This window comes from Phycisphaerae bacterium (genome assembly GCA_019636475.1).
GTDB lineage: Bacteria > Planctomycetota > Phycisphaerae > UBA1845 > UTPLA1 > JADJRI01.
On the sequence record JAHBXN010000006.1, the window covers coordinates 75391 to 88324 of the forward strand.

The window sequence follows — 12934 nt, forward strand, 5'->3', positions numbered from 1 at the left end:
AAGTTACATCCGCCGCGGCAATCACATGACCGAGGCGGGTCATGGCTGCATTTTTTCCCGCGAATGTTCCATCTCGGCGATTTGGGAAAGGAGGCTTCTGGCCGTCTGCCGCTCGTCCGGCGTACCGCTTTTCTCCACCGCCAGAAGCAATCGCCGGGCATCATCCATACGGCCGACACGCGCATAAAGAAATGCGAGCTTGATGGCGTGTTCGCCGCTGTCCGGCAGGAGTTGATGAACGATCTCAAACTCGCGGATCCCGCCGGCGGCATCATTCTTCGCGAGAAGAACTGCCCCCAGCGTCGCATGCAGCGCTGCGGAATTGGGCGAAATCTCCAGCGCCTTGCGACAAACTCCCACGGCCTCCTCAAGCTGACCCATTCCCGTGAGCGCCGTTGCGAGATTGTTCATGACAGCGACATTCCCGGGAATCCGCCGCAAACCGTTGCGATAGGCCTCCACGATCGCGAGCGACGAGGGTTCAGTCGTGCGAAGCCGTTCAAGGTGGGAATAAATCGCGGGCGATTCGACGTGACGCGCGAGACAGTCAATGACCAGATCGCGCGCGGCATCCAGGTCGCCGATTGCTCCATGGTACTCCAGCAGGGCGAGCGGCGCATTGCCGTTGCGCGGATCAAACGAGATCGCGCTCTCCAAAGCCTTCACGCCCTCGGTGGTCTCGCCGCTGGCGAGCAGGAATTGTCCCCATTCCGTCCAGATTTCCGACGAAAGCGGGTGCAATGCATCTGGCACTTTACGAGTCAGCGCCTCGCGCGCCGGCCGCTCGCATTCCATGGCCCGGCCAAAGCTCGCGCGGGCGGATTCAAGCTGACCAAGAAACACCTCGATTCGCGCCCGCCAGAGCCAGTACGCCGCTGTATCCGGGTGCGCGTCGGTCGCAACGCAAAGCTGGGCCAGCGCGTCCGGTCCCCGATCCAGAAACAGATAACACCACGCCAGCGAAACGCGGTAGGCGGCGACATCGGCAAGCCCCCAGTGCTGCATCGTCTCGAAATGAAGCGCCGCATCCTGCGCGGCCGCCTTCTCCGAAGGCTGCGCGCGTTTGACAAAGTCCGGATTGTACGGCCACCCGAACGCCTGCGCCGGCGCCGCCGCAAAAGAACGCCCCGCGCGGATATCGTGATAGCGCCATATCGCCGAGTGCCCCAGCAAAACCAGAAGAACAGCGGTGGATGCCAGAACGGCGATGCCCGCCGGCTGTAGCCTGCCGCCGATCTTGAGGCGGATCTTCTGGATCATCGCATCAGGAGAGTAAAAGACGCGAGCGGTCTTCATGAAGACAAATGTCAAGATGCCCGCGATTGCCAGCGACATCAGATAGGGAAACTGGCCGTACAGTCCATTCACCGTCACGAGCACCAGCACAAACAAGGCCAACGACACAACCTCCTCAACGAGCGTGAGGTCGTACTTCGGCGCCTTCGGCTGCCCATCGGGCCTCGAGCCGACCGCCGGCCTGCCGAGGCCGACATACAATGCGTCGTTTGGACAGACTTCAACGCAGTCCAGACACTTCATGCAACCGGGATCGACAACCATCTTGAAGAGGTTGACCTCCTCGGCGACGTTGACGTTGGAAGTGCAGCTCGCCGTGCAGTGCCCACATTGATTGCATGCGTCCGTCACCCGAATTCGAGACGGCGCAAAGCGGTCGCTGATCGCGAAAATCGCGCCATAAGGACATGCGTACGTACAAAAACCCTTGGGGCCGAGAAAGTAGATAATCACGATGCCCGCGAACAACACGCTGAGAACCGCAAAAACAGGACCCGGAAACGTGTCCCAATAGCCCGTCCGCGTCAGGTGCAGCGTGATCTCCGGTCCGGAGTGCCCGTTCAACGCGGACCAGACGCGGTCAATGAGCGGCACGAAGTAGAGCCAGCCCGCCGCGAGAACCAGAGTCGTGAACTTGAACAGAAACCGAGTGCGAAACGCCTTCGGACGCAGGTGCAGCTTCTTCAGCAGCCAGAGAGTCAGGTCCTGATAGGCCACCAGATGACAGCCCCACCCGCAGACCCATCGCCCCAGAACAAGAGTCGAGAGAATCGCGAGCGAAAAGAAAATGAAGCCCAGATTGATCTCGCCATGCCAGAAAACGTCCTTGGCTTCGGATGGCTCGATCGGCGTAAGCGTCTTGCCGGCCCAAAGCCAATGCACGAAATGCGCGATCATGAGAACGTGAACCCCGGCCAGCACATAAAAACGCCGACGCCCGGCGCGCGAATGCTTCATGCCGGTTTGCGGATCAATCAACGGCAGGGAGATCGTGCGCGAGACGGAGGACGCCGCCGGAGTCGGCTGACACTGTTCCTTTCGAGACTTGGAAGCGGATTTCATTCTTGCACGCCATTATAGGCAAACGCATTCGCCTTGTGCTTTGCGCTCGGCTCCCGCACCGTGTAAACGAAGCGAGCCGCTTGTCCGGATGACAAACGGCTCGCGGGGGTGCTAAGGCTGGCGACTCGAGTGAATAGCGCGGAGCAAATCACTCCGATACGACAATGCCCATGTTGCGGGCCGTGCCGGCGACAATTCGCTTTGCCGATTCGATTCGCCCATGACAGTTGAGATCGTTGATCTTCTGCTTGGCGATGTCGGCCACCTGGGTCCACGTAACGGTCCCGACCTTCTCGCGGTTCGGAACGCCGGAGCCTTTTTCAACCTTGGCGGCCGCCTTGAGCAGGACCGACGCCGGCGGGCTCTTGATGATGAAATCGAACGTGCGGTCCGCATACACGCTGACGACGGCAGTAACAGGCATGCCGTTGAGCGCCTTCGTTCGATCATTGAACTGCTGAACGAACTGTCCGGGATTGACGCCGTACTGTCCGCATGCCGGTCCGATGGGCGGAGCGGGAGTCGCCTGTCCGCCGGGGCCCTGGACCTTGAATACTGCTGTTGGAACCTTCTTCTTCTTTGCCACGTTTCAAACCTCTGTCGTCTATGTCACTGCGGCGTCCATGCGCGGGTTCTGTCTTACAGGCGGATCAATCGCACCGATCCGCGGGCATCACTATTCGTTGCCGGTCAGCTCGATCTGCCAGTATTCCAGCTCGATCGGCGTCGTTCGCCCGAAAATGGAGACGTTGACGCGAACCTGACCCTTGTCGGGCATGACCTCGTCGATCTCGCCCTCGAAATTCTCGAAGGGACCTTCCTTCACCTTGATGCGGTCACCCTTCTTCATGCCGGCCATCCCCGCGAGCGTCGGCTGCTCGGCGGATTTCTCGACGACGGCAAGCATCTTCTCAACATCGTGCGGCTTCATCGCGGTCGGCTTCCCGTCGGAGCCGATGAAATCGCCGACACTCATCGTCTCTTTAATCATGAACCAGATGTCTTCCGGAATGCTGCCGTCTTCTTCGACAAGCATCTCGACAAAGACATAGCCGGGATAAAGCTTCCGATCGAAAACCTTGGCGACACGGCCGCGCATGCGCTTCTCACGCTGCGAAGGAACCAGGATCCGGCCGATGCGGTCATCAAGACCTTCCACGGTCACTTTTCGCTTGAGCGCCTCGCAGACCTGGTCTTCGCGATTGCTGGCGACGCGGAGTACATACCACTGCATGCCGGGCTTGGTGGGCGTGAGCGCGCTGATGGCCGGCGCCGATCCCGCCGCGACATCATCCTGCGACATGGCGTAAGGCTTGGTTGTGGTCTCCGTTGAAAACACCCTGATTCCCTTTCGAGCCAGAATCCCGAATCGCAAACAACCTACTTCCCGAAAATCGACGACAACAGGCCCTCGGCCTTGAGGACGCCAATCCACGAAAAGAACAGTATGAACAGGATATCCACCACGAACAGCAGCAGCGACATCGCGACCACAACGAAGACGACAACCTTCGTCGATCCGATGATCTCCTTGCGACTCGTCCAGTTGACCTTCTTCATCTCGCCTTCAGTGGCAATGAGAAAGTCGCATGCCTTCCGGTTCAGGCCGAGCGCCCAGTATCCGAGCAGACCAAACGCGGCGATGATGACCGCGGCCACACTCACCGGCACAATCGTATGCATCGCGCCCGTAAACATGGCCTGAAGCTTGTCGAAGATGAAATAGGCGAACCAGCACACCAGCGAGCCATACGCGACACCGGACCAGACCCGTATGACAGAGCCTTGCGTCGGCTTATACACGTCAAAAAAACTGCCGGAGCGATCCGGCTCGCGCGGGGCCGCCTTCTCGCCTCCACCCCCGCTCGTTGCAAAATCAGACACGGGTTTCTTCCTTTCCGCGAGCGCGACCGGCGAATGTCCCAATGCACCCGCGCCCTTCGACTGATTATCGTATGCGGCCATCAGGCTGCCTGCCCATCTTCATCGGCCGATCGACGCGTCACATTCGACTCGCGATCAGGGGCGGAGGGACTCGAACCCCCAACCGCCGGTTTTGGAAACCGGTGCTCTGCCAATTGAGCTACACCCCTTTGTCAGAGTTCCTGGTTTCGAGATTTTGGTTTCTGCTCACTGGGGCCTGGCAACTCGAAACCAGCCACCATGAATATTACTTCCGCTTGATCTTGTGCGGCGTGTGCTTGCGATCCGCCTTGCAGTACTTGTTCAGGCCTTCCTTCAGTCCTTCAGGAATGCCGGACTTCGCATTGATCTCGGTGCGATAATTCAACTGATCGCACTCCTTGCACTGAAGCCACACATACTCACGCTTGCTTGCCTTCGCCATGATTCGCCAACCTCATCCTTCGCTCGGTCTCGCCATCCAAACTTCACCGATCCCGGACCAGGCCAGATCGGACTGCACGCTGAAAAGAAAGGCGGCCCGGCCGACGCATCGACCAGGCCGGCCTCTTGCGCACATCAATTCGCTCACGCGATGATCTTGGTCACAACGCCCGACCCGACCGTTCGACCGCCCTCGCGGACAGCGAAGCGGACACCCTCCTCAAGAGCGACCGGCGCGACCAGCTCAACCTCAAGCGAAACATTGTCACCCGGCATGCACATCTCCGCGCCGCCGAGCAGCTTCAGGCTGCCGGTCACGTCCGTCGTTCGAACGTAGAACTGCGGCCGATAGTTATTGAAGAACGGCGTGTGACGCCCGCCTTCCTCTTTCGTCAGAACATAAACCTCGGCCTGGAACTTCGTGTGCGGCGTGATCGAACCGGGCTTGGCCAGAACCTGGCCACGCTCAAGCTCGTTCTTCTCAACACCTCGAAGCAGAAGACCGACGTTGTCACCCGCCTGACCCTCGTCGAGCGTCTTGTTGAACATTTCGACGCCGGTGACGACCGTCTTCTTGTTTTCCTTCATCAGGCCGATGATTTCGACTTCCTCGCCGACCTTGATGATCCCGCGCTCGATTCGACCGGTCCCGACCGTCCCGCGACCTTTGATGCTGAAGACGTCTTCGATCGGCATGAGGAACGGCTTGTCCTGCTCTCGAACCGGCTCCGGAATCTCGCTGTCAAGCGCCTCCATCAGTTCGCCGATGCACTTGGACGCCTCGGGATCCTTCGGATTGAGCAGCGCCCGGTTCGCCTGACCCCGGATGATCTTGGTCTTGTCGCCGGGGAAGTCATACTTCTTGAGCAGATCGCGAACTTCCTCCTCGACCAGGTCGAGCAGTTCGGGATCGTCAAGAAGATCGATCTTGTTCAGGAACACGACGAGCTGCGGAACGTTCACCTGGCGAGCAAGCAGAACGTGCTCGCGCGTCTGCGGCATCGGACCATCCGCCGCGCTCACAACAAGAATCGCGCCGTCCATCTGGGCGGCGCCGGTGATCATGTTCTTCACGTAGTCGGCGTGGCCGGGACAGTCAACGTGTGCGTAGTGCCGCTTGTCAGACTCATATTCAACGTGCGATGTCGCGATCGTCAGAATCTTGGTCGGGTCACGACGACCATCCTTCTCCGACGCCTTGGCGACTTCATCGTACGCCTTGAACTTCGCGAGACCCTTCGCCGCCTGGACCGCGGTGATCGCTGCCGTCAAAGTGGTCTTACCGTGGTCGACGTGGCCGATCGTGCCGACGTTCACGTGTGGTTTCGTTCGTTCAAACTTTTCCTTGGCCATGCCAGCGATTCCTCCGCGAGTCTAGTCGCAAAACAAAAACAAAAGGTCTATGGTTCGTTCCTTATCTTCCGTATTTTCGCACAAGGCGAGCCGGGCGTCGATTCCAACACGGCCCCGGCCGCCTGGCCTTGAATCGAATCCGCGATTCAGTTTCGACGGGGAGTCCGAAACACAACGCTCCGCGAGGTCCGTCGGGCCACGCTTGCCGCAGGGCAAAGCATTGCAGCGGAATTGCCGCCATCGAGCAGGGGCGTCGACCCGCGCCGCGAGACGCCGATGCCCCGACTAGCTGCTGACGGGATTTGAACCCGTGACCTCGTCCTTACCAAGGACGCGCTCTACCAACTGAGCTACAGCAGCGGATAGGACCACGCCCACACGCCGGTCACGGCCCCGCACCCATCAAACATCGCGGCAATCTATTGACGCGCGCTGACGGGAAAACAGACCCGCCAGTATAAGGTTTCACATCCGCGCGTCAATTGCCCCGGGTCCTCCGAATTTCAGGCCCCACGCCCGAAAATAGCCGCCCATCAAACAGCCCACCCCAACCTCGCCGCCGACCCGCCCCCCCAGCCCCGACAACCCGCCGGCCCCACATGAAACACCACCCCCAAACCGCCCAACCCGAAGCCACAGGCTCTCAACCACCCAAAGCCTATAACGCCGCAATCTAATACCAATCATTAACTTGCAATCACTCACGCGCCCCAGCCATACCCCCGCGCGAAGACGGCTCCAGCACGAATGCAATCAATGACTCCGAGAGCCTCACTTCCTTATAACGTTTGCGCAGCGGCAACAGCGAATCTCCGCCGCGCGCTGCCTCACCCACCGACAACACGAACAGCGCATACCGACCACTCGCCGCCAACTCGGCCCACCGCTCCGGATCCGGCTCTACCGTGAACGCCCGGTCGGCATAAAACGCAAACTGCGGCGGCACAATGTTCCTAAATAGGTAACCACCCCGCCGCTCAGGCCACGTCGGATCTCGCCACAGGATGATCCGGTCATCAGGCCCGGTCACCTCCCTGATCCGCCGCCAACCAGCGACCGCCTGAACAATGGCCTGCTCCCCACGATCAAAATAGGTGAACTGCGCGATCCACGCGAGCGACATCACAAAGAGCATGCACCCCGCGCGAGCGATTCGACCCTCGGCCGAACCAGCGGCCAGATTCGTCGGCGACGACAAATCGCGCGAAGGCGCGCCCACGCGCGAACGAGTCAACATCAGCACCGCGCGCGCGGCATACATCGCGATCGCCGGCCCCAGATAAAACAACCAATACTGATGCAACGCATACTGCCTCGGAAAAACGGCCAGCCAGATGACGCCGGTCACCCCAATGATCGCCAGCGCGCCCCGAGCCGCAAACCGCCGCTCGACGCTCGCGGATGCCTCATTGCCGGCACTCTCCTTCGACCGCTCGCGAATCAGCGAGAGAAGCCGAGCCACTAATCCGATCGCCGCGAGAACCAGCAGCGGCCAGGACAGGTTTTCGACGGTATTTTGCCAGACATCCCCGCCCTGCGCCAGCGCCGGCCGCGGCGCAACGCCGCGATCATCCGTGGCGCGTGAAAAGAAGATCGCCGCCAGATCAGCCCAGCGGCCGCCAAGACCCGCATAGACGATGTATGCCATCATCGCGGCACATCCCGTCGCGACCGGCAAGGCGGTCAGCATCGCGGCCTGACGACCGATTCCCCCGCGCCCTTCGCCGTCCCGTACGGGCCTGCGGCGCGAACGATGGAGGACATACGAAAGAAAGACCGCCGCAAACAGACACGAAGACCAGTCAATCCAGCAGCCGGCGACCAGGAACGTGCCGAATAGTGTCAAAAAGGTGGCATCTCGCGCGGGGGCGAGCCGGCCGCGATCGCCGCTCGCCGACGGCCCAGACCGGCACGATTGAACCCAGCACGCCGAGGCCGCCAGCATCGCACAAAGGCAGACCGCTTCGTGATTGACCATCCGGCCGAAATAAACGGACATCGGCATGACGGCATAGAAACCCGCCGCGATCAGAGCCGGCGACGCGCCGAATGCAACACGCCAGAGATGAACCAGAAGAACCAGACTCGCCGCGGACGCAACGATCGGCACCACACGAGCCGCCCACTCCGATTCGCCAAATACGCGAAACGCACCGGCCACCAGCCAGACCAGCCCCGGCGGATGCGTCGCATAGATCGAACGCTCCGTCGGCGGAGGAACCTCGCTCCCGACCGCAACAATCGGCATTCCGTGGTGAATCCCAAACGGATAACGATCCAGATTCCGGGCCAGCTGTGAAAAGAACGCACCATTCCAATCATGAAGCCCGATCCACGGCTCGGTCACATCGCGGCAAAGTCCGATGGCATATATTCCTACGACGAGCACGATAAAAACCCACCACCCCCGGGGATGGTGGCGTTCAGTCATCGGCTCAGGGTGGAATGAAGTCATTCAGGCCTCAGTCTAACGATGGCGCCGACCCGAAAAAACGTAGCCGGAACGCCGGAATCGATCCCACGCCATTCAACGACACGATGGCCCCGGGGCGACCCGGCTCACCCCTTGTCCGGCCCGGAAGCTCGGATATCATATTGGATCGGTCGGACGTGACGACGTGGTTTGAGGTTTGCGGATTCTGGACGAGCCTGCCCCTTCTTGCCTGTTTCGCCTGTTCCTGCCACTGGGCCGACGGCGGCCCCTTTCGTGTACCCTGAAAGAGAAACCGGGGTCAAGTGCGTTTTCCTGAACGGAGCGTTTTGCATGGCCAAGAAACTCTATGTTGGCAACCTGTCTTACTCAGTTACCGGCGCGGACCTGGAGCGTTTGTTCTCCCAGCACGGAGCAGTCCAATCCGCCCAGGTCATCAGTGATCGCGAAACAGGACGAAGCAAAGGATTCGGTTTCGTCGAGATGAGCTCCGATTCCGAAGCCGATGCCGCCATCACGGCGCTCAATGGCCAGGAGCACGAAGGCCGAACACTGACCGTGAACGAAGCCCGGCCTCCCCAGAACAAGGGCGGCGGCGGCGGACGCGGTGGCTATGGCGGCGGCGGCGGACGCGGTGGCTATGGCGGCGGAGGTGGTCGCGGTGGCTACGGCGGCGGGGGTGGGGGTGGTCGCGGCGGCCGAGGTGGCGGTCGACGCGATGATTACGGCGGCGGCGGCGGCGATTGGTGATCCCGCTCCGCAAACCGGCTGAACTCCAAAAATAACAAAAGCCCGTGCGTTGAATCGCGCGGGCTTTTTCTTGCGCAAACTCTGTCTCATGCGACGCGCGCCGGGAAATCGTCCGCCCATTCACACGCCGATATCGGCAAAGATCATCCGTTGATCGATGCCGACCACCATGTGCCGTATCCACGTGCCGCCGGATTCAAACCCCGGCCTCGTAATGTGAAACCATAACTCGATGACGGCCTCGCTGCGCTCCGATCGCGCGACGTGAACGATCATCCTGAAAAAGCCGCCGTCGTCATCGCCGAGAAATTCGTCGATCCGGCTGCAAAGCAAATCGAGAAATCCGTCGCGCGGCCTCAATCGATAAGCACGTTCGTCTTCGCCGGCGGTCGCAACCAGGTCTTCGGCCTCCGATTGCGACACGAAGCCCAGGCCGTCCAGCGCGAGCGCAAGCTCCTCTCGATAAACGGACGTCGAGCCTTCCATCGAAAGAATGCGCCGTTCCACATTGAAAGATTCGGTTGCCATCTGCCCCGCGCAGTGTACCGCGCCGGCCGAATCGCGCGGCCACGCATCCCGAAAGGATTCTTTGCATCAATCAAAAAGAAATGGCGCGATGCTCGGACGCAGATTATCGGGGCGGCCGTCGGCGGAAAACCCGCACCAGACGTGCAAGCGCCGCGATACTCTCGGAACGAACAAAGAATGACAAGGTTTTTGCTTCTCGACCGGTTTGTATCTTAAGTTTGTGATGCCTTCGTCGTGACTGTCGCCGCGACGCGGGCCGCTGACGAAGTCGGCGCCGAACCGCGTGCGACATGCAGTAAAAGGATCGAACAACATCGACCCATACCCGGCCTGATCGCAAGGCCTGAACTCATCCCTAATTCTCTGCGGCGTCCGGCTCTGGCTGCCTCCTACAGAGCCGGGCGCCCACCTTTTTACCGGGTGAATTCCCTGATTAAACTCGCCCCGGACGCAAGCACGACGCCGTGCGCCGCGACGACAAAGCTGTCCGGAATCGACTCAAAAAGGGGAAGATTCCGCGTAAATCACCGGACCGAGAACTCATGACAAACAAAGAGAAGAAAGATGAGAAGCCTGCCTGAAGTCTCGACCGGCGCGACAGACATGGCGGATGTGTGGTGAAGCGCAATAAAAAATGGAAGGTGCCGCCGTGGCTGGAGCACCTTCCATTATTTCTGTGGCCTCCGATTTCTCGAAGACCTTGCCTGATGTCACCGGAAAATTTTCGTCAGCGACACCAGGCACTTGTCGGCGGCTACTTACTTCTTCTTTGTAGCCTTCTTCTTCTTGGTGGCCTTCTTCGTGGCCTTCTTGGTGGCGCTCTTCTTGCGTTTAGCCATGCGTCACCTCCTTTCTGCAAAAAAGAATAGACTCGGCCGAATCTTTGTCAACAGAAAAGTTCGGCATCATCACATAAAATGTTTTCGGCATGATCGGCGCCGATCATGACTAAATCATCTCAAGTTCATCCGACTTCATTCACCCGCGATCAACAAACGACGACATGAACAACGCGCGCGCGATACTCTTTGATCTCGATGGAACACTCATCGACTCGCTCCCGGACATCAACGACGCGCTCAATCGCGCGCTGCTCGACGCAGGATTGTCCCGCGCCAAAGAGCGCGATGTTCGCGCGTGGATCGGCGACGGAATCGAGACGCTCTGCCGACGCGCGCTGATCGCTCAGACGGCGGAGCATCGGCTCAACGACGTGCTCACACACATGAGCGCCGCCTACGAGGCCGCGCCGGCCAATCGCACCACGTGCTTCCGTAACATATTAGAAATGCTTGATTTAACGATTTCAAAAAACCTCTTGACAGCCGTCCTGACCAACAAGCCGCACGCGCTGGCGGTCCGGATACTCGATGCGATGTTGCTCTCCTCGCGATTGCGCGCCGTGCGAGGATACGTCTGTGAGTCCGACAAAAAACCGTCGCCCACGCACGCCTTGTCGATCGCGCGCGAGCTGTCTGTCGAGCCGTCGCAGTGCGTCATCGTCGGCGACTCGCCCGTCGACATTCAGACCGCGCGCAACGCCCAAATGCGCGCGATCGCGGTCAGTTGGGGATACCGTGATCGTGATGAATTGATTGCCGCGCGACCCGACGCGCTGATCGATGACCCGTCCGAACTGATCGAATTATTGGAACAGGTCCCGTAAAAAAATTTTCGATTTGAGCCGGCCCCGGACCGATGCAATGAGAAATTTCCCTACCAGATCACCACGCGCGAATCAAAGACGGGGCCTTCGCGACAACAAAGCGCATATCGCCAGCCGTCCTGTGCGCCTGCATCCTTCACCGGAACGACACACGACTGACACGTCCCCACACCACAGCCCATCACGCGTTCCATCGCAACCTGGCAAGACACCCCGCGCTCATCACACAGAACACTCACCGCCTTCAGCATCGGCTCCGGTCCGCACGCATAAACGCAAAACGCGCCGCCCGCCGTCCCGCTCAACCGATCAAGCGAAGCACCCAGCGCATCCGTCACCCGGCCCTTCAGACCGAAACTCCCGTCATCCGTCGTGATCAGTCCGGGAATGCCCATCCGGGAAAATTCATCGGCGATCTGCTCAAACTCCCCGGGATTCTTCGGTGAATGAGTGACGCGCAGCGGCAGCAACGCCTTCGATTGCGCGCCCACGATCGCAAGGCAGGGAACACCATCCGATGCGAGCACCTCACCCAGCCATCGAATCGGCGGAAGTCCGATGCCGCCGGCAACCAGCACGGCCGTCTCGCCGGCGCTTGGCGCGACAAACGAGCCGCCCAGCGGGCCGAGAAGATCAACTTTCTCGCCTCGCCTCAGCCCCGCCAGCCAGGCCGTGCCGACGCCAACCACGCGACCCATGATATCGATCTCGGTGAATGAACCCGTCGATCGAAGCCCGCCAATGCTGAACGGGCGACGAAGCATCGGCCGCTCCGGACACGCGTCCGTGTTCCACCTCATCGCGTCGAAATCTTCGATCGATGTGCAGAATGCGTCCGGCTCGTGACAGAGTACCTGAATGAACTGCCCCGGCGCTGCCGCCGGAAATCCTTCAACAGCCAGAGTAATTTCAAAATGCTCGCGGCAAACAACCCGATTGCCCAGAACCTGCGCTTGAAAAATGCCCGATGCGGTCGGCGACATGCAGGGAATGTTAGTGAACGCCGCCGCCTGTGTGAATGAGACCCGAAGCGACGTACCGCGCGCACAGGTCAGCTCAATACGCCGACGAGCGAGATGCCTGCTCAAAAAAAACCACCGGCTCAAGACAACTCTTGAGCCGGTGGAGCGCCACGGCTAATAGAAGTAGCCGATAGCTGTGGCGATTAGCCTCTTGTTTAACCGGCGACGAAACGCCGGAAGGAATCTATCACATCGCGCCGGGGGTGTCAACGAAACAATCGCGATTTAACCTGCCGGCTATGATGATTATAACTAACTGGAATAAATATAGTTACAATCGATACAGCGGGCCGGCCTCGCCTCAATCCACCGACCGCAGCTATTCCTAATCTACGGCAAATTACCGCCTCTGGTTTTATGTGAGAAAATTTCCTCACCGCCGGCTGGTGATAAACGATCGGCGCGCAATATAATAATCCATAATAGTTTATGCCTCGAAGCCCGTGGTCGCGGCGGCAAACTCATTTTTTTGACGCGGTG

Annotated in this window: 11 protein-coding genes and 2 tRNA genes; 2 read left to right on the plus strand and 11 right to left on the minus strand. The window is 59.8% G+C overall.

All coding sequences use genetic code 11. From position 1 onward, the window contains the following. Positions 1–39: 39 nt before the first annotated feature. From KF841_11045 to KF841_11085, 9 genes are all read right to left on the minus strand, one after another. On the minus strand, positions 40–2358 hold the full coding sequence (locus KF841_11045; protein ID MBX3395891.1) for a 4Fe-4S binding protein: 2319 nt from the start codon (positions 2356–2358) through the stop codon (positions 40–42). A 148-nt stretch (positions 2359–2506) separates the two neighbouring features. Continuing rightward, the gene (gene rplK, locus KF841_11050) at positions 2507–2944 is read right to left on the minus strand and encodes a 50S ribosomal protein L11 (GenBank protein MBX3395892.1); all 438 of its coding nucleotides are present in this window, start codon (positions 2942–2944) and stop codon (positions 2507–2509) included. Positions 2945–3034: 90 nt separating this feature from the next. Beyond that, positions 3035–3733: a transcription termination/antitermination factor NusG gene (nusG, locus tag KF841_11055; GenBank protein MBX3395893.1), complete on the minus strand. Its 699-nt coding sequence runs from the start codon at positions 3731–3733 to the stop codon at positions 3035–3037. 5 nt (positions 3734–3738) lie between these two features. Continuing rightward, positions 3739–4041 (minus strand): preprotein translocase subunit SecE, encoded by a 303-nt coding sequence (gene secE, locus KF841_11060; protein ID MBX3395894.1) that lies wholly within the window; start codon positions 4039–4041, stop codon positions 3739–3741. Between the two features lie 337 nt (positions 4042–4378). Continuing rightward, a tRNA-Trp gene (locus KF841_11065) sits at positions 4379–4451 on the minus strand. 77 nt (positions 4452–4528) lie between these two features. Further along, positions 4529–4705 carry a 50S ribosomal protein L33 gene (gene rpmG / locus KF841_11070; protein MBX3395895.1) on the minus strand — a complete coding sequence of 59 codons (177 nt, stop codon included), beginning with the start codon at positions 4703–4705 and terminating at the stop codon, positions 4529–4531. A gap of 143 nt (positions 4706–4848) precedes the next feature. Then, a complete protein-coding gene (gene tuf, locus KF841_11075) occupies positions 4849–6057 on the minus strand; it encodes an elongation factor Tu (protein MBX3395896.1) in 1209 nt (402 codons plus the stop codon). Positions 6058–6344: 287 nt separating this feature from the next. Then, positions 6345–6417: transfer RNA gene (locus KF841_11080), tRNA-Thr, on the minus strand. A gap of 337 nt (positions 6418–6754) precedes the next feature. After that, a complete protein-coding gene (locus tag KF841_11085; protein MBX3395897.1) occupies positions 6755–8512 on the minus strand; it encodes a glycosyltransferase family 39 protein in 1758 nt (585 codons plus the stop codon). A 309-nt stretch (positions 8513–8821) separates the two neighbouring features. On the opposite strand from KF841_11085, the gene KF841_11090 reads away from it, so the two are divergent. Then, positions 8822–9238 (plus strand): RNA-binding protein, encoded by a 417-nt coding sequence (locus tag KF841_11090; protein ID MBX3395898.1) that lies wholly within the window; start codon positions 8822–8824, stop codon positions 9236–9238. A gap of 120 nt (positions 9239–9358) precedes the next feature. Here KF841_11090 and KF841_11095 read toward each other — a convergent pair whose 3' ends face one another. Then, positions 9359–9766, minus strand: a complete 408-nt coding sequence (locus tag KF841_11095; GenBank protein MBX3395899.1) for a hypothetical protein — start codon at positions 9764–9766, stop codon at positions 9359–9361. A 1003-nt stretch (positions 9767–10769) separates the two neighbouring features. Here KF841_11095 and KF841_11100 point away from each other — a divergent pair. Next, a complete protein-coding gene (locus KF841_11100; GenBank protein MBX3395900.1) occupies positions 10770–11432 on the plus strand; it encodes an HAD hydrolase-like protein in 663 nt (220 codons plus the stop codon). Positions 11433–11482: 50 nt separating this feature from the next. Here KF841_11100 and KF841_11105 read toward each other — a convergent pair whose 3' ends face one another. Further along, positions 11483–12520 (minus strand): dihydroorotate dehydrogenase electron transfer subunit, encoded by a 1038-nt coding sequence (locus tag KF841_11105; GenBank protein MBX3395901.1) that lies wholly within the window; start codon positions 12518–12520, stop codon positions 11483–11485. Positions 12521–12934 lie beyond the last annotated feature (414 nt).